Origin of the sequence: Georgenia satyanarayanai (assembly GCF_009193135.1) — a bacterium.
Lineage (GTDB): Bacteria > Actinomycetota > Actinomycetes > Actinomycetales > Actinomycetaceae > Oceanitalea > Oceanitalea satyanarayanai.
This window is the reverse complement of the sequence record NZ_VUKC01000002.1, coordinates 76,544-96,603: the sequence shown is the minus strand read 5'-3', so window position 1 is coordinate 96,603 and position 20,060 is coordinate 76,544. Positions and strand designations below refer to the sequence as shown.

Sequence of the window (20,060 nt, the reverse complement as noted above, 5' to 3'; positions counted from 1 at the left end):
GGCGCTCAGCCGAGGTCGACGACGACGGGCACGTGGTCGCTGGCGCCCTTGCCCTTGCGCTCGTCGCGATCGACGTGGGCGCCGGTCACCCGGGCGGCGAGGGCGGGGGAGGCGTGGACCAGGTCGATGCGCATGCCCTCGTTCCGGGGGAAGCGCAGGCGCTGGTAGTCCCAGTAGGTGTAGGCGCCGGGGGTGTGCTCGCGGGTGACCTCCGCGAAGCCGGCCTCGCCCAGCGCGCCGAGCGCCGCGCGCTCGGCCGGGGAGACGTGGGTGGCGCCGACGAAGGCCGCCGGGTCCCACACGTCCTCGTCGCGGGGGGCGACGTTCCAGTCACCGACGAGCGCGACCTGCGCCGACGGGTCGGCGGTGAGCCAGCCGCCGGCGGCGTCTCGCAGGGCCGCCAGCCAGTCGAGCTTGTACCGGTAGTGGGGGTCGTCCAGGGTGCGTCCGTTCGGCACGTACAGGCTCCACACCCGCACGCCGGCGACGGTCGTGCCCAGGGCCCGGGCCTCGGCGGCGGCCGGCTCGCCCCACGTCGGCATCCCGGGGAAGCCCACCTCGACGTCCTCCACCGGCAGCCGCGAGACGACGGCCACCCCGTTCCACTGGCTCAGGCCGTGGTGGGCGACGTGGTACCCGGCGGCCTCGAAGGGCAGGTGGGGGAACTGGTCGTCGCGGCACTTGGTCTCCTGGACCGCCAGCACGTCGGTGCCCGAGCGCGCGAGGAAGTCCAGGACCCGGTCGACCCGGGTGCGGACGGAGTTGACGTTCCACGTGGCCAGGCGCATGGGGGCGAGGCTACCGGCCGGTACCCTGCAGCCGTGACCTCCCCCAACGACTCCCTGCGCAGCGCCCTCGCCCGGCACGTCCGCGACCTCGCCGTCATCCGCGGTGAGGTGACGCTCGCCAGCGGCCGCACCTCCGACCACTACGTCGACATGCGGCGCGTCACCCTCCACCACGCGGCGGCGCCCCTCGTGGGCCACGTCATGCTCGACCTCCTCGAGGAGGCGGGGCTCGGTCCGGAGGAGGTCGACGCCGTCGGCGGCCTCACCATGGGCGCCGACCCGGTCGCCACCGCGATCCTCCACGCCGCCGCCTCCCGTGGCCTCACCGTCGACGCGTGCGTCGTGCGCAAGGAGGCCAAGGCCCACGGCCTGCAGCGGCGCGTCGAGGGCCCCGACGTCGCCGGCCGCCGCGTCGTCGCCGTCGAGGACACCTCGACCACCGGCGGCAGCCTGCTCACCGCCATCGAGGCGCTGCGCGAGGCAGGCGCGGAGGTCGTCGGCGCCGCCGTCGTCGTCGACCGCGACACCGGCGCGCGTGAGCGCGTGGAGGAGACGGGCGTCCGCTACCTCGCCGCCCTCGGCCTGGAGGACCTCGGGCTCACCGCCCGCTGAGGTCGCCGGGTCGCTCGGGTCCTCCTGTGACAGGCTGAGCGGGTGGAGATGCTCGTCGTGCTCGTCGTCCTGGCCGTGCTCGTCGTCGTCGTCGCCGTCTGGGCGATCGCGACGTACAACGGCCTGGTCCGGCTGCGCAACCTCGTCCAGGAGGCGTGGCGGCAGATCGACGTCGAGCTCCACCGGCGCCACTCCCTCGTGCCGAACCTCGTCGAGACCGTCAAGGGCTACGCCGCCCAGGAGCGGGAGGTCTTCGACGAGGTCACCCGCGCCCGGGCCGCCGCGGCCGGCGGCGGGCTCGGCCCCGCCGAGCAGGCGCGGACCGAGAACGCCCTGAGCGGTGCGCTGAGCCGGCTCTTCGCCGTCGCGGAGAGCTACCCGCAGCTGCGCTCCTCGGAGAACTTCGCCGACCTCCAGGCCGAGCTCACCGGCACCGAGGACCGCATCGCCGCCGGCCGGCGCTTCTACAACGCCAACGTGCGCCAGCTCAACACGAAGACCGAGACCTTCCCGTCGAACCTCGTCGCCAACATGTTCGCCTTCCGGCGCGCGGAGTACTTCGAGGCCAACGACCCCGCGGTCCGTGCCGTCCCCTCGGTGCACTTCACCGCCGGCGAGACACCCGGCCCCGCCGCGCCCGTCGACGGCGGCCCCTCCTTCGGTGGTCAGCGCGGGGGGTACGACCCGCGACGCGACGCTTGAGCGAGGAGCAGGTCGGCGTCGGGCCCTGGCCCGGCGGCCCGGAGGCGTGGCCCCAGGACCCGCGGCTGGACCCCCGGCTGCTCGCCGAGGGGGACCGGCGCAACGTCGTCGACGAGTACCGCTACTGGCGGCTCGAGGCGATCGTCGAGGACATCGACTCCCGCCGTCACCGCCTCCACGTGGCGATCGAGAACCTCGGCCACGACTTCAACATCGGCTCGGTGGTCCGAACCGCCAACGCCTTCGCGGTCGCCGCGGTCCACATCGTCGGCCGGCGGCGCTGGAACCGGCGCGGGGCGATGGTCACCGACCGCTACCAGCACCTGCACCACCACGACGACGTCGCCGGGCTCGTCGCGTGGGCGCGGGCGCAGGGCCTGCCGGTCATCGGCATCGACAACGTCCCCGGGTCCGTGCCCCTCGAGCACCGGGCGCTGCCGGACGGCGCCGTCCTGCTCTTCGGGCAGGAGTCGGGTGGGCTGTCGGCCGAGGCGCGGGCCGCCTGCACGGAGATCCTCCACATCACCCAGTACGGATCCACGCGGTCGCTCAACGTCGGGGCGGCGGCCGCCGTCGCCATGTACGCGTGGGTGCTGCAGCACGGTCCCGGTCCCAGGTGATGGAGGTCCTACGTGCGTCCCGGGTGACCGTGCCACAATCGTCCACGTTCATCTGCGTCGATCTTCACAGGAGGCCAGCGTGCCCATCGCAACCCCCGAGTCCTACAACGAGATGCTCGACAGGGCGAAGGCGGGCAAGTTCGCTTACCCGGCCATCAACATCACTTCCTCCCAGACGGTGACCGCCGCGATCCGCGGCTTCGCCGAGGCCGAGAGTGACGGCATCATCCAGGTCTCCGTCGGCGGCGGCGAGTACGCCTCCGGCTCCACGATCAAGGACCGGGTGACCGGCACCCGCGCCCTGGCCGCCTACGCGCACGAGGTCGCCAAGAACTACGGCGTCACCATCGCGCTGCACACCGACCACTGCGTCAAGGAGAACCTCGACTCCTGGGTGAAGCCGCTGCTCGCCATGGAGGCCGAGGAGGTCGCCGCCGGCAAGAACCCGATGTTCCAGTCGCACATGTTCGACGGCTCCACCGTCCCGCTGGAGGAGAACCTCGTCATCGCCGAGGAGCTCCTCGAGCTCTCCCAGAAGGCGCGCACGATCCTCGAGATCGAGGTCGGCGTCGTCGGTGGCGAGGAGGACGGCCACGAGGCCGAGATCAACGAGAAGCTCTACACCACGCCCGAGGACGGCCTGGCCACCGTGCGGGCGCTCGGCGCCGGCGAGAAGGGCCGCTACCTCACCGCCCTCACCTTCGGCAACGTCCACGGTGTCTACAAGCCCGGTGCGGTCAAGCTCCGCCCGGAGATCCTCGGTGAGATCCAGCGCGTCGTCGGCCAGGAGATCGGCAAGGAGTCGCCGTTCGACCTCGTCTTCCACGGCGGGTCCGGCTCGACGGCCGAGGAGATCGCCCTCGCCGTCGACAACGGCGTCATCAAGATGAACGTCGACACCGACACCCAGTACGCGTTCACCCGCCCCGTCGTCGAGCACATGTTCCGCAACTACGACGGCGTGCTCAAGGTCGACGGCGACGTCGGCAACAAGAAGGCCTACGACCCCCGCGCCTGGGGCAAGGCCGCCGAGGCCGGCATGGCCGCCCGCATCGTCGAGGCCTGCCAGCAGCTGCGCTCGGCCGGCACGAAGATGGCCTGACGCACCTTCCCACGACGCCGAGAGCCGGGTTCCTCCACGGAGGAACCCGGCTCTCGGCGTCTGACGGGTCAGGCGGCGTCGTCGCCGCTCGGCGGCTCGGTGGGCTCGGGGAAGCCCGGGTCGTCCTCGACGATCGTCACGACGTCGCCCAGGCGCGTGATGTCGAGGAGGAACCGGACGACGTCGGGCGGCTTGATCATCGTGAGCGGGCCGGGGGTGCGGTGGGCGAGCCGCGCGAGCAGCGCGACGCCCGAGGAGTCCATGAAGGTGACGTGCCGGGCGTCGATCTCCACGGGGTTGCGGGACGACTCGGCCTCCGCGACCGCCTCGGTGAGCTCGCTGCTGAGAGCGACGTCGATCTCACCGGACAGGACGAGCCGGGTGCGCCCCTGGGCCACCATGACCGACGCGGTGCCGGTCTCGGGGCCGCGGCTGCTTGTCGAACTGTCGTCGCGCACAGGCTCTCCTTCTGCTGGTCCGGCGGTTCGCGCCGGAACGTCCTCCACGGCATCCTAGGAGACTCAGGACGATCGGAGAGACAACATGACCGGACCGGACAGCGGTGCGCCCGCACCGGTGGACTCTCCGACCCCTCCCGACGGCACCGTCCGCACCCATCCGGCACGGCGTGCGGAGGACGTGCCGGAGCGGCCCGAGGCGCTCGGCGTCCGTTCGAGCGAGCTGCTCGAGGCGCTGCCCGACCCGACCTACGTCGTCGACGTCGACCTCTCCACCCAGCCCGCCGGTTACCGCGTCGTGTGGGTCAGCTCCTCGCTGGCGGAGATGACCGGCTACTCGGTCGCCGAGCTGCGCGACTCCGCGCCCGAGCTCGTCACCTCCCGTGGCCGCAGCTCGCCCGCGCTGCGCGAGGCGCTCGTCGCGGGTCTTCCCGTCTCCGTCGTGCGCTCCGTGCCGCGCAGGGACGGCACCTCCTACCGCGCCACCGTGTCCTTCAGCCCGCTCGGTCCCGGCGCGGGCGGCTGGGACCGGTGGCTCGTCACCGTGCGCGACGCCACCGAGGAGCTCGCGTCCGCCGTCCTCGCCGAGGAGCGGGCCGCGGTGGAGGAGCGGGCCCAGCGCGGCCTGAGCCTCGTCGCGCGGGTCTCGGACATCCTCGCCGACGTCGACTCCGCGACCGCGCTCGTGGAGATCTCCGCGCTGCTCGAGCGGCGCATCGTCCCCTGGGCGGCGTTCTACGCCGACGGCACCGAGCTCCAGAAGCTCACCGATCTCGCCGGGATCTCCTACCACCGCCGTGACCTGCGCCGTCAGGCCCGGCTGCGTGGGGTCCCCGACCCCGTCGTCGGCCTCTTCCTCGACACCCGCATGCAGACCGTCGTCGTCGACCCGCGTGAGCCCGCGGAGGAGGGCACCCTCACCGGGGAGCTCCTCGCGCTCGTCGCCCGGGACGGGTCCGCGCCCGACGACGGGCCCCTGTGGCTCCTGCCCGTGCTCGGGCGCAAGGCGGTGCTCGCCGTGCTCGCCGTCCGCCCGCCGGACCTCGGCACCGAGGAGAGCACCCTGCCGGCGGGGGAGCTGACGACCGTCCTCGAGCTCGTCGCCCGCCGTGTGGGCATGGCGATGGACAACCTCCAGCTCTACGACCGCGAGCACCGCCTCGCGGAGACGTTGCAGCGCGCCATGCTGCCCGAGCAGAGCCACGTCGAGGGCGTGGACGTGTGGAGCTACTACGCGCCGAGCTCCGAGCACGCCCAGGTCGGCGGGGACTGGTACGACGTCCTCGACATGGGCGAGGGCCGAGTCGGCGTCGTCGTGGGGGACGTCGTCGGGCACGACGTCGAGGCCGCGGCGGCGATGGGCCAGCTGCGCTCGGTCGTGCGGGCCTACGCCGCCGAGTTCGTCGAGCCCGGCAAGGTCCTCGGCCGTGTCGACCGGCTCGTCGCGAGCATGCGCATCGCCCGGCCCGCCTCGTTCGTCTACGCCACCCTCCACCCGCGGCCGGGCGGGGAGACGTGGGACGTCGCCTACTCCCGCGCCGGGCACCTGCCGATCGTCCACGTCAGCGGCGGGCGCGCCACCCAGCTCGAGGGGGCCAACGGGCCGCTCGTCGGCTTCGGTGGCCGCCCCCGGCACACCGGCCACGCGGTCGTACGGCCCGGTGACGTCCTCGTCTTCTACACCGACGGGCTCGTCGAGCGGCGCGACCGCTCCATGCGCGACGGCGTCGCCGCCCTCGTCTCGGCCGCCGAGCGCATCGACGCCCCGGATGCCGCCGGCATCGGCGAGGAGCTGCTCCAGCAGCTCGCCGACGCGCCCGAGGACGACATCGCCGTCGTCGTCCTCCGGGTGCCCGACCCGGCCTCCGACCCCACCCACTCGTGGTCCGGTCCCCGCGAGCGGCGCTGGCAGATGCCGATGGACCCCAGGACGATCGCCCGGGCGCGGCACGCCGTCCTGCGGGCCTGCGAGGCCTGGGACATCGAGGACACCGCCGCCGCCGAGCTTGTCGCCTCCGAGCTGGTGGCCAACGCGGTCATGCACGGGTGGGGCCGCGTGGACCTGCGGCTGCGCGACACCGGTGACGGCCTGCGCATCGAGGTCGAGGATGCCAACCCGAGCCCGCCGGTGGTCCGCGAGGGGCGGGTCGGCCGCGTGGGCGGCTTCGGGCTCCACATCATCTCCCGCCTCGCCGAGTGGGGCTGGCGGCCCACCCCGGCCGGCAAAGTCGTGTGGGCGCGGGTGCGCGGCAAGGAGCCCTGGGGGGAGCGCAGCGCCCAGCGGTAGCCGGCTCAGGAGGCCTGGCGCTCGCAGCGGTGCTCGGTGTCGATCCGGAAGCTGCCCAGCGCGCCGCAGATCTCGAGCACGAAGAGCTCGCGGTCCTGGCAGCCGCGCAGGACGGCCGCGCCCCCGCGCTTGCCCGCGGCGTCGGCGAGCGCGATGAGGAACGCGGCGCCGGTGGAGTCCATGAACGTGACGTCGCACATGTCGATGACGAGGAGCTGGCGGCGCAGCCCGCTCACCCGGGCGGTCGCCTCGGGGAACTGACCGCGTTCGGCGAGGTCGAGATCCCCGCTGATCGTCACCGTCGTCGTGGTCGATGACGCCGCGATCTCGATCATGCTGCTCCCTCTGGCCGCCGCGCTCGGTGCGCGCGCGGCAGTGCCCGGTCCGTTTACCTCGACGAGCCTAGGCGGGCGCGCCACCGACTGCACCCCGAACCGCCGGAGGTGCGGGTTCGGTAACCTGTCCCGGGAGCCGATCGGCGCCCGCCTCCAGCGAAAGGGATGAACATGCCAGCGGTCGTCGTCGTCGGAGCCCAGTGGGGCGACGAGGGCAAGGGGAAGGCCACCGACCAGCTCAGCTCCCAGGTCGACTACGTCGTCAAGTTCAACGGGGGCAACAACGCGGGGCACACGGTCGTCGTCGGCGAGGAGAAGTACGCCCTCCACCTCCTGCCCTCCGGCATCCTCAGCCCGGGGTGCACGCCGGTCATCGGCAACGGGGTGGTGGTCGACCTCGAGGTGCTCTTCGCCGAGCTCGACGGGCTCACTGCCCGGGGCGTGGACGTCTCCAGGCTCCTCGTCTCCTCCGGTGCCCACCTCATCCCGTCCTACAACCGCACCCTGGACAAGGTGACCGAGCGGTTCCTCGGGAAGCGGCAGATCGGCACCACCGGTCGGGGCATCGGGCCCACCTACGCCGACAAGATGGCGCGCGTGGGCATCCGGGTCCAGGACATCTTCGACGAGAAGATCCTGCGGCAGAAGGTCGAGGGCGCGCTGGTGCAGAAGAACCAGCTCCTCCTCAAGGTCTACAACCGCCGTGCCGTCGACGTCGACGAGGTCACCGACGAGCTGCTCGCCTACGCGGAGCGGCTGCGCCCGATGGTCGCCGACACCTCCCTCGTGCTCAACCAGGCCCTCGACGAGGGGCGCACGGTCGTCTTCGAGGCCGGCCAGGCCGCCATGCTCGACGTCGACCACGGCACCTACCCGTTCGTCACCTCCTCCTCGGCCACCGCCGGTGGAGCGTGCACCGGCAGCGGCGTCGGCCCCACGCGGATCGACCGTGTCGTCGGCGTCGTCAAGGCGTACACGACCCGGGTCGGTGAGGGGCCGTTCCCCACCGAGCTGCACGACGAGTCCGGTGAGCGGCTGCGCAGCGTGGGCGGGGAGTACGGGACGACGACGGGACGCCCCCGCCGCTGCGGCTGGTACGACGCCGTCGTCGCGCGCTTCGCCAGCCGGGTCAACGGGTTGACCGACCTCGTCCTCACCAAGCTCGACGTCCTCACCGGCCTGGAGAAGATCCCGGTGTGCGTGGCCTACGAGGTCGACGGCCGGCGCGTGGACGAGATGCCCCCCAACCAGACCGACTTCCACCACGCCCGCCCGGTGTACGAGGAGCTCGACGGCTGGAGCGAGGACATCAGCGGCGCTCGCGAGTTCTCCGACCTGCCCGACGCCGCCCAGCGCTACGTGCTCGCGCTGGAGGAGATGTCCGGGGCGCGGATCTCCTCGATCGGCGTCGGCCCCGACCGCGCCGCCACGATCGTGCGCCACTCCCTGCTCGACTGAGCGCCGGGAACGACGAAGGCCCCGCCGTGCAGTGCACGGCGGGGCCTTGTGTCACTCAGCGCTGCTGGTCCTCGTCGGACTGGTGCGGCGGCTCGGGCGACGGCGCGAACGGCGAGCCCTCCGGTCGGTCGACCGGCGTGTCCGCGGCCGCCGTCGTGGACGGGGCCGGGGCGGCCGGGGGCTGCTGGCCGGGGTAGCCGGGGCCCGGGTCGGCCGGGACCTGGTCGGTGGGGCCGAAGCCGCCGACCGGCTGACCCGCCCCGGGCTGCGCCGGGAAGCCGGGGCCGGGCTCGTTGGGGACCTGGCCGGGCTGACCGGCGGGACCGCCGTAGGGGGCGTCCGAGCCGCCGGACGCGCCGCCCTTCTTCCTGCGCGTGATGAAGAAGATGAGTGCGGCGACCGCGAGCAGGGCGACGACGCCGAGGACGACCCACACGGCGGTGGACACGCCACCCGCGCTGCCGCCGCCGTTGCCGGTGGCCTCGCCGGTGGCGCTGCCGCCGGCCGCGAAGGCCTCGATGCCGGTCCACGTCACCGTGTTGCCGTCGATCTCGCCGTCGGCCTCGATGACCTCACCGGGGAAGGTGACGGAGATGGCCACCTGGGGCTCCATGCCGGCCGGCATGTCCTCGAGGCTGCTCGTGTCGCCCATGCCGGTCTCGTCACCGTCGAAGGAGAAGACGTAGGTGTCGTCGACCTTCTCGATGGTCATGCCCTCGCCGGTCATCGAGTCGATCGGCGCGCCGGTCGCGGAGATGCGGCATCCGAAGTTGCCGTCCTCGTCCTCGATGTCCTCGACGGCGAACTCCGCCTCGTCGGGGGCGCCGCCCAGCTCGGACTCCATCGAGGAGCAGTCCATGTCCTCGCGCGTGGCCATGCCGGTGAGGTCACCGACCTCCATGGAGACGTCGAGGGTGTCGTCGTCGTTGATCGTCAGGCCCATGTCCAGCCGGAAGCAGCCGGCCAGGACGAGGAGGAGGGGGAGGAGGAGGAGGGCCGGCAGCCCGCGCCGGGCGCGGGAGCGACGGGTCGTGCTCGCGTGTGGTGTCATGCCGCGCACCCTACCGGGCAGCCCCGGCCGGGACGCCGGCCGCGCATGGGGACAACTCCCCGGCGGGTCTGGCCCGTGGACGGTGCAGCGCCCGACCCGCCCCGTCGGTAGGCTCCTGGCACGTGAAGATCCTCGTCGTCGGGTCCGGTGCGCGCGAGCACGCCATCACCCGTGCCCTCACCACCGAGTCCACGTCCCACGAGGTCCTCGTCGCCCCCGGCAACCCGGGCACGGCGCAGGTCGCGACCAACGTCGCCGTCGACCCCCTCGACCCGCGGGCGGTTGCGGCGCTCGCCGTCGAGCGCGGCGTCGACCTCGTCGTCGTCGGCCCCGAGGCGCCGCTCGTGGCGGGCGTCGCCGACGCCGTCCGGGCCGCCGGGGTGCCGTGCTTCGGCCCCGACGCCGCCGCGGCACGGCTCGAGGGGTCCAAGGCCTTCGCCAAGGAGGTCATGGCGGCCGCCGAGGTCCCCACCGCCATGGCCTACGTGTGCACCACCCCCGAGGAGGTGGAGGAGGCGATCGACGCCTTCGGCGCCCCCTACGTCGTCAAGGACGACGGGCTCGCCGCGGGCAAGGGCGTCGTCGTCACCGAGGACCGTGACGCCGCCCTCGCGCACGCCCGGGCCTGCCTCTCCCGCACCGTCACCCCCGGCGGGGAGCGCCCCGCCGTCGTCGTCGAGGAGTACCTCGACGGCCCGGAGGTCTCCCTCTTCTGCGTGTGCGACGGCACCGACGCCGTGCCGCTCGCCCCCGCGCAGGACTTCAAGCGCCTCGGCGACGGCGACGCCGGACCCAACACCGGCGGGATGGGCGCCTACAGCCCGCTGCCGTGGGCACCGGAAGGGCTCGTCGACGAGGTGATGGAGCGCGTGGCCCGCCCCGTCGTGCGGGAGATGGCCCGCCGCGGCACCCCGTTCACCGGTGTCCTCTACGTCGGCCTGGCCCTCACCTCGCGCGGCGTCCGGGTCATCGAGTTCAACGCGCGCTTCGGGGACCCCGAGACGCAGGTCGTCCTCGCCCGGCTGGGCTCCTCCCTGGCGCAGCTGCTCCACGCCGCCGCCACCGGCGCCCTCGCCGAGGCGCCCCGCCCGACGTGGCGCGACGCGTCCGCCGTCACCGTCGTCGTCGCCTCCCACGGCTACCCCGGCGTCTCCCGCACGGGTGACGTCATCGCGGGCGTCGCCGCCGCCGAGGAGCTGCCCGGCGTCCACGTGCTCCAGGCCGGCTGCGCGACCACCGAGGACGGCGCGCTGGTGAGCGCCGGCGGTCGGGTGCTGTCCGTCGTCGGTGTCGGGGCGGACCAGGAGGAGGCCCGCGCCCGCGCCTACGCGGGCGTGGAGCGGATCAGCCTCGCGGGCTCCCAGCACCGCACCGACATCGCGCAGGCCCGCCCGTGACGGCGCCCGCGCTGCCCGGCTGGGAGCACGCCTACTCGGGCAAGGTCCGCGACCTGTACCGCCCGGCCGCACCGCACCCGGCGGGCGACGTCGTCCTCGTCGTCGCCTCCGACCGCATCAGCGCCTACGACCACGTCCTCCCGACGCCGATCCCGGGGAAGGGGGAGGTGCTCACCCGGCTCAGCCTGTGGTGGTTCGAGCAGCTCACCGACCTCGTGCCCAACCACGTCGTCTCCCTCGACGTCCCCGCCGCCGTCGCAGGACGGGCGATGGTGTGCCGGCGCCTGGAGATGTTCCCCGTCGAGTGCGTGGCCCGCGGGTACCTCACCGGCTCCGGCCTCGCCGAGTACCGCGCGGGCCAGGCGGTGTGCGGGGTGCCGCTGCCCCCGGGCCTCGGGGAGGCCTCGCGCCTGCCCGAGCCGGTCTTCACCCCGGCCCGCAAGGCCGAGGTCGGTGACCACGACGAGAACATCACCTTCGCCGCCGTCGCCGGCCTCCTCGGCCGGGAGCGGGCGGAGGAGCTGCGTGACCTCACCCTGCGGATCTACGCCCGTGCCGCCGACGTGGCGGCGCGCAGCGGCATCATCGTCGCCGACACCAAGCTCGAGTTCGGCCTGGGGCCGGACGGGGACGTCGTCCTCGGCGACGAGGTGCTCACCCCGGACTCCTCGCGCTTCTGGCCCGCCGACGGCTTCCGCCCGGGGCGGGTGCAGCCGAGCTTCGACAAGCAGTTCGTCCGGGACTGGCTCACCTCCCCCGAGTCCGGCTGGGACCGCGTCTCGCCGCCGCCCCCGCTGCCCGCCGACGTCGTCGAGCGCACCAGGGAGCGCTACCTCGAGGCCGCCGCGCGGCTCGTCGGGTGACGTCGGACTCCCACCCGGCCCACGCGGATGATCCGTGCGAGACTGTGAGAGCAGTAACACCTCCTCCGCGACGTCAGCTCGCGAATTAGTGCGAAGGCCCGAACGTATGGCAGCAGACACCAGTGTCCCCACGACGGCGCGGGGCACCGCCCGAGAGCGTCAGGTCAGTGACTTCACCTCCCTGACCAAGCGGGTCCAGGAGGCGGGCCTCATGCGGCGCGCCTACGGCTACTACTGGACCAAGCTCGTCGGCTCACTGGTGCTGGGCCTCGGCCTCGCCGTGGCCTTCGTCCTCATCGGCAACACCTGGTGGCAGATGGTGACGGCGGTGGCGCTCGCGCTGCTCATGACGCAGATCGCCTTCCTCGGCCACGACGCCGCCCACCGGCAGATCTTCGTGTCGGGCAAGTGGAACGAGTGGGTCTCCCTCGTCGTCATCAACCTCTTCGTGGGGATGGGTCAGGGCTGGTGGCAGCGCAAGCACACCAAGCACCACGCGGCCCCGAACACGCTCCACAAGGACCCGGACATCGACCCGGGCGTGCTCGCCTTCAGCCAGCACGCGGTCGAGCAGCGCAAGACGCGTCTGACGAAGTGGCTCGCCACCAAGCAGGGGTTCTTCTTCTACCCGCTGCTCCTGCTCGAGGGCGTCAACCTCCACGTCCAGGGCATCAAGCGCGCGGTGAGCCGTGAGCGCCTCAAGCGCCGCTGGGTGGAGCTCGGCTTCATCGCCGTCCGGCTCGTCTCCTTCTTCGCCCTGGTCTTCATCGTCCTGTCACCGGGCAAGGCGCTCGCCTTCATCGGGATCCAGCTCGCCGTGTTCGGGCTCTACATGGGACTGTCCTTCGCGCCCAACCACATCGGCATGCCGATCGTGCCGCCGGACGTCAAGATCGACTTCCTGCGCCGCCAGGTCCTCATGAGCCGCAACATCTCCGGCGGGCGCGCCATGGACACCTTCATGGGCGGGCTGAACTTCCAGGTGGAGCACCACCTGTTCCCGTCGATGGCCCGGCCCAACCTGCGCAAGGTCGCCCCGATGGTGCGGGAGTACTGCCAGGACCTCGGCGTCCGTTACACCGAGACCTCCCTCGTGCAGTCCTACCGCGCCGTCTCCAACTACCTCAACACGGTGGGACGCGGCGGTCTGGACGTGTGGGCCTGTCCACTGGCTGCCCAGTACCGCGTCTGACCCCGGCGCGCAGGTAGACTCGACGGCGGCCCGCAACCCCCGAGCAGGAGTCACCATGGGACGCATCGTCGTCGAGGTCATGCCCAAGCCCGAGATCCTTGACCCGCAGGGCAAGGCGGTCGCCGGCGCGCTGCCCCGGCTCGGACTGGACGGCTTCGTCTCGGTCCGCCAGGGCAAGCGTTTCGAGCTGGAGATCGACGGCGACGTCGACGACGCCGCGCTCGAGCAGGCCCGCCGGGCCGCCGAGATGCTGCTGTCCAACCCCGTCATCGAGGACGTCGTCCGCGTCGTCGCGCTCGACGACACCCGGAGCGCCTGATGCACCGCCTCGACGTCCCCGAGCCGCAGCCACGGGCGGAGGGCGCGCGCGTCGGCGTCGTCACCTTCCCCGGCTCGCTCGACGAGTGCGACGCCCAGCGGGCCGTGCGCCTGGCCGGCGGTGAGCCGGTCGCGCTGTGGCACGCCGACGAGGACCTCCGCGGGGTCGACGCCGTCGTCCTGCCCGGTGGTTTCTCCTACGGCGACTACCTGCGCTGCGGCGCGATCGCCAGCTTCGCGCCCGTCATGACGGCCGTCGTCGAGGCCGCCGGCCGTGGTCTGCCGGTCCTCGGCATCTGCAACGGCTTCCAGATCCTGTGCGAGGCGCACCTCCTCCCGGGGGCGCTCATCCGCAACGAGGCCCAGCGGTTCGTCTGCCGTGACCAGCAGCTGCGCGTGGAGAACAACGACACCGCCTGGACCACCGGGTACTCCGTGGGCCAGACGATCACCATCCCCCTGAAGAACGGGGAGGGCGGGTTCGTCGCGGACGAGCGCACCCTCGCCGAGCTCGAGGGGGAGGGGCGGGTCGTCTTCCGCTACGAGGGGCACAACCCCAACGGCTCGCTCCACGACATCGCCGGCATCAGCAACGCCGCGGGCAACGTCGTCGGGCTCATGCCCCACCCCGAGCATGCCGTCGAGCCGGGCTTCGGCCCCGACTCCGCCGCGGGCGCGGGCACCGACGGCCTGGCGATCTTCGCCTCCGTCCTCGGGGTCCTCGTCACCGCCTGAGTCAGGCCAGCACGTCCTCCAGCGGCGTGTGCCCCATCCCGTGCGCCTCGGCCACGGGGGCGGACACGAGCGCGCCGTCGTGGGTCGCGAGCCCCAGGGCCAGGGCGCGGTCGGCGCGCATCGCCTCGCGCCAGCCGCTGTCCGCCAGCGCGAGGGCGTAGGGGACGGTGACGTTCGTCAGCGCGTAGGTCGAGGTGTGGGAGACCGCGCCGGGCATGTTGCTCACGCAGTAGAACAGCGTGTCGTGGACCCGGTAGGTCGGGTCGGAGTGCGTCGTGGGGCGGGAGTCGGCGAAGCAGCCGCCCTGGTCCACGGAGATGTCGACGACGACGGAGCCGGGCCGCATCGTCGCGACCTGCTCGTTCGTCACGAGCCGGGGCGTGCGCGCCCCGGGGAGCAGGACCGCGCCGATGACGAGGTCCGCCTGGGCGATGGCCCGCTCGATCTCGTAGGCGTTGGACATGACGGTCTGGCAGCGGCCCCGGTACAGGGCGTCGGCCTGCCGCAGCCGGCTGACGTCGCGGTCCATGAGGACGACGTCCGCGTGCATGCCCATCGCCATCGCGGCGGCGTTCATCCCGGCCACGCCCGCACCGATGACGACGACACGCGCCGAGTACACCCCCGACACCCCGCCGAGGAGCACGCCGCGACCACCCTGGGCGCTCATGAGGGTGTGGGCGCCCACCTGGGGGGCGAGCCGGCCGGCAATCTCACTCATCGGCGCGAGAAGCGGCAGGGAGCGGTCGGGCAGCTCGACGGTCTCGTAGGCGACCGCCGTGACGCGGCGCCGCACGAGCTCCTCGGTGAGTGGCCGGTCCGCCGCGAGGTGGAGGTAGGTGAACAGCGCCTGGCCCTCGCGGAGCAGGCCGTACTCCTCGGGCACCGGCTCCTTGACCTTGAGCACGAGCTCACCGAAGTCCCACGTGGCTGCGGCGTCGGCGAGCACGGTGGCGCCGGCGGCGGCGAAGTCGGCGTCGGTGATCGACGCCGACGTCCCGGCGCCGGTCTCGACGGCCACCTCGTGGCCGTGGCGGACCAGCTCGTGCACCCCGGAGGGGGTGATGGCCACGCGGCCCTCGGAGTTCATGACCTCTCGTGGCACGGCGATCCTCATCCCCGCATCCTCCCAGGTCTGTCCGGGCGGGGTGCGTGTTCACCCGGTGGTCACCGGCCGGTCATCTGTCCACAGGTTGTGTCCACAGGGTTGTGCACATACACACAGGGAGCGCCCGCAGCCTGTGGACAGTCACCCCTGGCCTCACGCCCCGCCGTCGTCGCCGCGGCCCTCGCCCGGCTCGGGCCGTGAGAGACTTGTCCGGACAACTTGATGCCATCGATTCGCGGCGGGAGAGACCCGCACGTGCGGGCGCCGAAGGAGCAACCTCCCCGGAAACTCTCAGGCCCCCATACCGCCACGGCGAGGCACCTCTGGAAAGCAGCCTCCGGGCTCACCGACGGGGAAGTGCGGGCAATCGCCCGTAGAAAACTCTCAGGTCCGATGACAGAGCGGGGAACGGTCCCTGCTCACGCGCGCCCACACGCGCCCGTCATCCCGAGGAGTCCCGTTGGCTCTCGCTGTCGACACCCCGCTGCGCGCCGCGGCGCCCACCACCCGTCCGGCCGTCCCCCGCACGCGCCGACGGCTCGGCATCGCCGCGGTCATCGCCTCGGCCAGCGCCATGGGCCTGGCCGGGGTCTTCGGCCGGCTCGCCTCCCCGCCGGGCGCCGTCGTCGGCGAGGCACTCACGCTCGGGCGGATGGCCGTCGGCGCCGGCGGCATGGTCGTCGTCCTCGCCGCCGGCCGCCGGCTGTCGGTGCTGCGCCGCACCCGGGTGTCGTGGGCGGTGGTCCTCGGAGGTGTCTTCCTCGGTCTGTCCCTCGCCACCTACCTGTCCGCGACCGTGCTCACCGTGCTCTCGCGGGCCGTCGCGCTGCACTACCTGGGCCCGGTCGTCGCGACGGTCCTCGCGCGCCTCCTCCTCAAGGAGCGCGCCCGCGGCATCGAGCTGCTCACGCTGGGGATCAGCTTCGCCGGGATGGCGCTCGCCACCGGCCTCGTCGACTCCGCCCCCGCCGTGCCCACCGACGAGCAGCTCCTCGGGGACGTCCTGGCCGCCGTCTCCGGGCTCCTCTACGGTGCCGCGCTGCTGTGCTACCGCTACCGCGCGGACATGCCCTCCGACGTCCGCAACTTCTGGAACTTCACCTTCGGTGCGCTCGGCGCCGCCGGGATGGTCGCCGTCACGCGTCCGGACATGTCGGGGATGACGGCGGAGAACTGGCTGTGGGCCGCCCTCTTCTTCGTCGTGTGCGGCTTCCTCGCGCTCGGGCTGCTCGTCGTCGCCGGCATGCACCTGCGCTCGGTCGAGCTCTCGGCCATGTCCTACTGGGAGGTCGTCGTCGCGATGCTCCTCGGCGCCGCCGTCTACGGCGAGGCGGTCTCACCGCTCGCCGCGGTCGGTGCGCTGCTCATCGTCGCCGCGATGGCCGCCGCGCTCGGGCGGCGCCGGCTCGCGGGAACCGGCGCCGCACCGTCAGGTGCGCGGGACGACCGTGCCGCTGAGGTGGAGCCGGCCTGACGTCGGGTGGTGGCCCGCGTAGCGCACGCCGTCACCGGCCGGGTCGATGCTCAGGGCCACCCGCCCCGGCAGGAGCACGGGCTTGGCGAACTCCACCTCCCAGGTGAAGGCGTCACCGCGGAAGCGGGCGAGCTGGGCCAGCGCCCGGGAGGCGGTGTACATCCCGTGCGCGATGGGCCGGGGGAAGCCGAAGGCCCTCGCGCCCAGTCGCGACACGTGGATGGGGTTGCGGTCCCCGGAGACCTCCGCGTACCGCCTGCCCGTGTCCGCACCCAGCGACCACACCGCGACGACGTCGCCGCCGGGCCCCGCCTCCCCGGCGGACGACGCCGGTGCCTCCTCCGCCGCGCCCGGCAGGCGGGTACCGCGAGCGAGGTAGGTCGACACGCCCTCCCACACCGTGTCCCCGCCGGCCTCGACCGTGACGGCGAGGTCGACGAGCGTGCCCTTGCGGTGCGCCCGCGGGGAGCGGGCCTCGGCGCGGGCGCTCAGCTCCTCCCCGAGCCGCACGGGCCGGTGCTGCTCGACCCGGTTGGCGGTGTGGACCATGCCGAGCACGGGGAGCGGGAAGTCGGGCCGGACCATGAGGGCCATCGCGAGCGGGAAGGCGAGCACGTGGATGTAGCCGGCGGGCAGCTCGTCGGTGCCCGGCTCCCCGAGGAGGTCCTGGTAGGCGGAGAGCCGGGCGGGGTCGGCACGCAGGCCGCTCGCGACGTAGGCGACGTCCGGGAGCCGGTCGGCGACCGGGCCGCGGCGCATCGTCGTGCGTGCCGTGGCCGCCAGTGCCCGCGAGTAGAGCGAGCCGAGGCTGGGGACGGGCTCCAGGCGCTGCTCCCTCATCACTGCCCCACCAGGTTCTGGCCGCAGACCCGCAGCGTCTGCCCGTTGACCCCGCCCGCCTGCGGCGAGGCGAGGAACGCGATCGCCTCGGCCACGTCCACCGGCTGCCCGCCCTGCTGCAGGGAGTTCGCCCGGCGGGCCACCTGCCGCGGGACCGGGGGGATCCTCGCCGTCATGTCGGTCTCGATGAACCCGGGGGCCACCGCGTTCGCCGTGGCGCCGCTCGCCGCGACGACCGGAGCGAGCGCCCGGGTCATCCCGATGATCCCGGCCTTGGCCGCCGCGTAGTTCGTCTGCCCGCGGTTGCCGGCGATCCCGGACGTCGAGGCGAGCGAGATGATCCGCCCGCCCGCGCCGAGCTCCTCGGCGAAGGTCTCGTTCATCCGCAGCGGGGCGAGGACGTTGACGGCGAGCAGGTCGTTCCAGCGGTCGTCGGTCATGTTGGCGAGCAGCTTGTCGCGCAGGATCCCGGCGTTGTGCACGACGACGTCGAGGCGTCCGTAGCGCTCGTGCACGTGCGTGAGGATCCGCTCGGCGGCGTCGTCCGCGGTGATGTCGAGCTGCAGCGCGCTGCCGCGGACCGCGTTCATCACCCGGCTCAGCGCCTCCCCGGCGGCCGGCACGTCCACACCGACCACACGGGCGCCGTCCCGGGCGAGGACCTCGACGATCGCCGCGCCGATACCGCGCGCGGCGCCCGTGACGACGGCGACCATCCCCTCGAGGGGGCGGGTCCAGTCCGCCGGGGCGGTGCCGTCGGCGGAGGTGACGTGGAGCAGCTGGCCGTCGACGAAGGCGGAGCGGGCCGAGAGGAAGAAGCGCAGCGCGCCGGTGCTCGAGGGGGCGCCCACGGGCACGTCCCGGCCCAGGACGACGCCGTTGGCGGTCGCCCCGGCCCGGAGCTCCTTGGCCAGGGAGCGGAGGAAGCCGTCCACGCCCTGCCTGACGGCGACGACGGCGGGTGCGCTCGCGTCGTCGGGGCGCCGGGAGACGGTGACGACGCGGCCTCCGGGCGCGAGGCGGCGCAGCACGCCACCGAGCGCGAGGGCCGGCCCGGCGAGGTCGGCGGGGGAGGTGGCCTCGGTGAGGACGAGGACGACGGCACCCCAGCGGCGGCCCTTGGCCAGCTCCTGAGGGTCGCGCCGGACGTCGAGGTCCCAGCCGAGGAGGGTCTCGGCGAGCTCGTCGGCGGCGCCCTGGGAGACGCCGTCGTCCAGGACGAGCACCGGGCCGGGGACGAGCGGCTGGTCGACGCTGCCCGGGTCGGTGCGGCGCAGGCGTACCGGCTGGGGCAGGCCGAGCCTCCCGGCGGCGGACCTGCCGGGACCGCCGGAGACGAGGTCGAGGTAGCGGTCGCTCATCACGCCTCCAGGATCATCGCGGTGGCCTGCCCGCCGGCGGCGCACACGGAGATGAGGCCGCGCACGGGGGTCCCGGTCGCGGCCCTGCTCTCGGCGAGGAGCTTGGCCAGGGTGCCGACGATCCGCCCGCCGGTGGCGCCGAAGGGGTGCCCGGCGGCGAGGGAGGAGCCGGTGACGTTGAGCCGGTCCGGGGCGACCGTGCCGAGCGGCCCCCGGCCCAGGCGCTCGCGGCAGAACTCGGTGTCGTTCCACGCGGACAGCGTGGCGAGGACCGTGCTGGCGAAGGCCTCGTGGATCTCGACGTAGTCGAAGTCCGCGAGCGTGAGCCCGTGGCGCTCGAGCAGCCGCGGGACGGCGTAGCAGCCACCCATGAGGAGCCCCTCGGCGCCGCTGGTGAAGTCGACCGCCGCCGTCTGGGCGTCCACGACGCGGGCGAGGGCGGGCAGGCCGCGCTCGGCGGCCCACTCCTCGGTGGCGAGGAGGACGGTGGAGGCGCCGTCGGAGAGCGGCGTGGAGTTGCCGGCCGTCATCGTCGGGTTGTCGCTGCCCGGGGCGGTGAAGGCGGTGCGGAGCTTGCCGAGCTTCTCCATCGAGGTGTCGCCGCGGAGGAACTCGTCGCGGGTGACGCCGCGGTAGGGGGTGAGGAGGTCGTCGAAGAAGCCGCGGTCGTAGGCGGCAGCGAGGTTCTGGTGGGAGCGCAGGGCGAGCTCGTCCTGCTGCTCGCGGGTGATGCCCCAGCGCTCGGTGGTGATGGCCTGGTGCTGGCCCATGCTCAGCCCGGTGCGCGGCTCGGCGGTGTCCGGTGCCACCGGCGCGAGGTCCTTGGGGCGGATCGCGGAGAGCGCCTTGAGTCGCTCGGGCAGGCTCTTGGCGCGGGAGGCACGCAGGATGGTGCGGCGCAGTCGGTCGGAGACGACGATCGGGGCGTCGGAGGCGGAGTCGACGCCGCCGCCGACGCCCACCTCGACCTGCCCGAGCGCGATCTTGTTGCTCACCCCGACGATCGCCTCCAGACCCGTGGCGCAGGCACGCTGGACGTCGTAGGCGGGGGTGTGGGGGTCCAGGGAGGAGCCGAGCACGACCTCGCGGGCGAGGTTGAAGTCCCGCGAGTGCTTGAGGACGGCGCCGGCGCTCACCTCGTCGAGGCGTTCACCGGCGAGGCCGAAGCGCGCGACGAGGCCCTCGAGGGCGGCGGTGAGCATGTCCTTGTTGGACGACGCGGCGTAGCGGCCACCGGCGCGGGCGAAAGGGATGCGGTTCGCCCCGACGACGACTGCCGGGCGGATGGATGAGGTCACGGCGTTGTTCCTTCGGATCGGGAGGGGACGAAGGTCCCTGGCCATCGTGAAACTCAGAGTA

Annotated in this window: 20 protein-coding genes and 1 riboswitch; of the genes, 12 read left to right on the top strand and 8 right to left on the bottom strand. The window is 73.4% G+C overall.

What is annotated here, in order from left to right; genetic code table 11:
* Positions 1–5: 5 nt before the first annotated feature.
* Positions 6–788: an exodeoxyribonuclease III gene (locus GD632_RS03000; RefSeq protein ID WP_152188568.1), complete on the bottom strand. Its 783-nt coding sequence runs from the start codon at positions 786–788 to the stop codon at positions 6–8.
* Positions 789–821: 33 nt separating this feature from the next.
* Here GD632_RS03000 and pyrE point away from each other — a divergent pair, with 33 nt between their 5' ends.
* The 4 genes from pyrE (at position 822) to fbaA (ending at position 3,824) form a co-directional block, all read left to right on the top strand.
* The gene (gene pyrE, locus GD632_RS02995) at positions 822–1,400 is read left to right on the top strand and encodes an orotate phosphoribosyltransferase (protein WP_152188566.1); all 579 of its coding nucleotides are present in this window, start codon (positions 822–824) and stop codon (positions 1,398–1,400) included.
* 48 nt (positions 1,401–1,448) lie between these two features.
* Positions 1,449–2,102 (top strand): LemA family protein, encoded by a 654-nt coding sequence (locus tag GD632_RS02990; RefSeq protein ID WP_152189285.1) that lies wholly within the window; start codon positions 1,449–1,451, stop codon positions 2,100–2,102.
* On the top strand, positions 2,099–2,722 hold the full coding sequence (locus GD632_RS02985) for a TrmH family RNA methyltransferase (protein ID WP_152188564.1): 624 nt from the start codon (positions 2,099–2,101) through the stop codon (positions 2,720–2,722). The genes GD632_RS02990 and GD632_RS02985 overlap by 4 nt, the downstream gene beginning before the upstream one ends.
* Before the next feature lie 79 nt (positions 2,723–2,801).
* Positions 2,802–3,824, top strand: coding sequence for a class II fructose-bisphosphate aldolase (gene fbaA, locus GD632_RS02980; RefSeq protein ID WP_152188561.1), 1,023 nt, complete (start codon positions 2,802–2,804; stop codon positions 3,822–3,824).
* A 68-nt stretch (positions 3,825–3,892) separates the two neighbouring features.
* Here the strand turns inward: fbaA and GD632_RS02975 are convergent, their stop codons facing one another.
* Positions 3,893–4,282: an STAS domain-containing protein gene (locus GD632_RS02975; RefSeq protein WP_226924483.1), complete on the bottom strand. Its 390-nt coding sequence runs from the start codon at positions 4,280–4,282 to the stop codon at positions 3,893–3,895.
* An 85-nt stretch (positions 4,283–4,367) separates the two neighbouring features.
* On the opposite strand from GD632_RS02975, the gene GD632_RS02970 reads away from it, so the two are divergent.
* Positions 4,368–6,569 (top strand): ATP-binding SpoIIE family protein phosphatase, encoded by a 2,202-nt coding sequence (locus tag GD632_RS02970; protein WP_152188559.1) that lies wholly within the window; start codon positions 4,368–4,370, stop codon positions 6,567–6,569.
* Positions 6,570–6,574: 5 nt separating this feature from the next.
* Here the strand turns inward: GD632_RS02970 and GD632_RS02965 are convergent, their stop codons facing one another.
* Entirely contained in the window at positions 6,575–6,904 is a 330-nt protein-coding gene (locus GD632_RS02965) for an STAS domain-containing protein (RefSeq protein WP_152188557.1), read from the bottom strand.
* Positions 6,905–7,075: 171 nt separating this feature from the next.
* On the opposite strand from GD632_RS02965, the gene GD632_RS02960 reads away from it, so the two are divergent.
* A complete protein-coding gene (locus GD632_RS02960) occupies positions 7,076–8,362 on the top strand; it encodes an adenylosuccinate synthase (protein ID WP_152188555.1) in 1,287 nt (428 codons plus the stop codon).
* 55 nt (positions 8,363–8,417) lie between these two features.
* Here GD632_RS02960 and GD632_RS15870 read toward each other — a convergent pair whose 3' ends face one another.
* The gene (locus tag GD632_RS15870; protein ID WP_193311317.1) at positions 8,418–9,413 is read right to left on the bottom strand and encodes an LppM family (lipo)protein; all 996 of its coding nucleotides are present in this window, start codon (positions 9,411–9,413) and stop codon (positions 8,418–8,420) included.
* A gap of 122 nt (positions 9,414–9,535) precedes the next feature.
* On the opposite strand from GD632_RS15870, the gene purD reads away from it, so the two are divergent.
* The 5 genes from purD (at position 9,536) to purQ (ending at position 13,918) form a co-directional block, all read left to right on the top strand.
* Positions 9,536–10,810 carry a phosphoribosylamine--glycine ligase gene (gene purD / locus GD632_RS02945; RefSeq protein WP_152188553.1) on the top strand — a complete coding sequence of 425 codons (1,275 nt, stop codon included), beginning with the start codon at positions 9,536–9,538 and terminating at the stop codon, positions 10,808–10,810.
* A complete protein-coding gene (locus GD632_RS02940) occupies positions 10,807–11,673 on the top strand; it encodes a phosphoribosylaminoimidazolesuccinocarboxamide synthase (RefSeq protein ID WP_152188551.1) in 867 nt (288 codons plus the stop codon). The genes purD and GD632_RS02940 overlap by 4 nt, the downstream gene beginning before the upstream one ends.
* 106 nt (positions 11,674–11,779) lie before the next feature.
* Positions 11,780–12,865 (top strand): fatty acid desaturase family protein, encoded by a 1,086-nt coding sequence (locus tag GD632_RS02935; RefSeq protein ID WP_152188549.1) that lies wholly within the window; start codon positions 11,780–11,782, stop codon positions 12,863–12,865.
* 55 nt (positions 12,866–12,920) lie between these two features.
* The gene (gene purS / locus GD632_RS02930) at positions 12,921–13,184 is read left to right on the top strand and encodes a phosphoribosylformylglycinamidine synthase subunit PurS (RefSeq protein WP_152188547.1); all 264 of its coding nucleotides are present in this window, start codon (positions 12,921–12,923) and stop codon (positions 13,182–13,184) included.
* Positions 13,184–13,918 (top strand): phosphoribosylformylglycinamidine synthase subunit PurQ, encoded by a 735-nt coding sequence (gene purQ, locus GD632_RS02925; RefSeq protein ID WP_152188545.1) that lies wholly within the window; start codon positions 13,184–13,186, stop codon positions 13,916–13,918. The genes purS and purQ overlap by 1 nt, the downstream gene beginning before the upstream one ends.
* A 1-nt stretch (position 13,919) precedes the next feature.
* On the opposite strand, the gene ald is transcribed toward purQ, so the two are convergent.
* Positions 13,920–15,035, bottom strand: a complete 1,116-nt coding sequence (ald, locus tag GD632_RS02920) for an alanine dehydrogenase (RefSeq protein WP_152188543.1) — start codon at positions 15,033–15,035, stop codon at positions 13,920–13,922.
* Between the two features lie 220 nt (positions 15,036–15,255).
* Positions 15,256–15,343, top strand: a riboswitch (glycine riboswitch).
* A gap of 143 nt (positions 15,344–15,486) precedes the next feature.
* On the opposite strand from ald, the gene GD632_RS02915 reads away from it, so the two are divergent.
* A complete protein-coding gene (locus tag GD632_RS02915) occupies positions 15,487–16,500 on the top strand; it encodes a DMT family transporter (RefSeq protein WP_226924482.1) in 1,014 nt (337 codons plus the stop codon).
* On the opposite strand, the gene GD632_RS02910 is transcribed toward GD632_RS02915, so the two are convergent.
* From GD632_RS02910 to GD632_RS02900, 3 genes are read right to left on the bottom strand one after another with little or no spacing between them, the layout of a single operon-like run.
* Positions 16,456–17,340, bottom strand: a complete 885-nt coding sequence (locus tag GD632_RS02910) for a MaoC/PaaZ C-terminal domain-containing protein (protein ID WP_152188541.1) — start codon at positions 17,338–17,340, stop codon at positions 16,456–16,458. The genes GD632_RS02915 and GD632_RS02910 overlap by 45 nt on opposite strands.
* Positions 17,340–18,701 carry a 3-oxoacyl-ACP reductase gene (locus GD632_RS02905; protein WP_152188538.1) on the bottom strand — a complete coding sequence of 454 codons (1,362 nt, stop codon included), beginning with the start codon at positions 18,699–18,701 and terminating at the stop codon, positions 17,340–17,342. The genes GD632_RS02910 and GD632_RS02905 overlap by 1 nt, the downstream gene beginning before the upstream one ends.
* Positions 18,701–20,044 (bottom strand): acetyl-CoA C-acetyltransferase, encoded by a 1,344-nt coding sequence (locus tag GD632_RS02900; RefSeq protein WP_152188536.1) that lies wholly within the window; start codon positions 20,042–20,044, stop codon positions 18,701–18,703. Before GD632_RS02900 ends, GD632_RS02905 begins: the two co-directional genes overlap by 1 nt.
* Positions 20,045–20,060: the final 16 nt, after the last annotated feature.

Excerpts from the sequence above, each read along its gene's own strand:
- GD632_RS03000 (WP_152188568.1), bottom strand. The coding sequence starts at position 788 with ATGCGCCTGGCCACGTGGAACGTCAACTCCGTCCGCACCCGGGTCGAC.
- GD632_RS02990 (WP_152189285.1), top strand. The coding sequence starts at position 1,449 with ATGCTCGTCGTGCTCGTCGTCCTGGCCGTGCTCGTCGTCGTCGTCGCC.
- GD632_RS02970 (WP_152188559.1), top strand. The coding sequence starts at position 4,368 with ATGACCGGACCGGACAGCGGTGCGCCCGCACCGGTGGACTCTCCGACC.
- GD632_RS02965 (WP_152188557.1), bottom strand. The coding sequence starts at position 6,904 with ATGATCGAGATCGCGGCGTCATCGACCACGACGACGGTGACGATCAGC.
- GD632_RS02960 (WP_152188555.1), top strand. The coding sequence starts at position 7,076 with ATGCCAGCGGTCGTCGTCGTCGGAGCCCAGTGGGGCGACGAGGGCAAG.
- GD632_RS15870 (WP_193311317.1), bottom strand. The coding sequence starts at position 9,413 with ATGACACCACACGCGAGCACGACCCGTCGCTCCCGCGCCCGGCGCGGG.
- GD632_RS02935 (WP_152188549.1), top strand. The coding sequence starts at position 11,780 with ATGGCAGCAGACACCAGTGTCCCCACGACGGCGCGGGGCACCGCCCGA.
- purS (WP_152188547.1), top strand. The coding sequence starts at position 12,921 with ATGGGACGCATCGTCGTCGAGGTCATGCCCAAGCCCGAGATCCTTGAC.
- purQ (WP_152188545.1), top strand. The coding sequence starts at position 13,184 with ATGCACCGCCTCGACGTCCCCGAGCCGCAGCCACGGGCGGAGGGCGCG.
- ald (WP_152188543.1), bottom strand. The coding sequence starts at position 15,035 with ATGAGGATCGCCGTGCCACGAGAGGTCATGAACTCCGAGGGCCGCGTG.
- GD632_RS02910 (WP_152188541.1), bottom strand. The coding sequence starts at position 17,340 with ATGAGGGAGCAGCGCCTGGAGCCCGTCCCCAGCCTCGGCTCGCTCTAC.
- GD632_RS02905 (WP_152188538.1), bottom strand. The coding sequence starts at position 18,701 with ATGAGCGACCGCTACCTCGACCTCGTCTCCGGCGGTCCCGGCAGGTCC.
- GD632_RS02900 (WP_152188536.1), bottom strand. The coding sequence starts at position 20,044 with ATGGCCAGGGACCTTCGTCCCCTCCCGATCCGAAGGAACAACGCCGTG.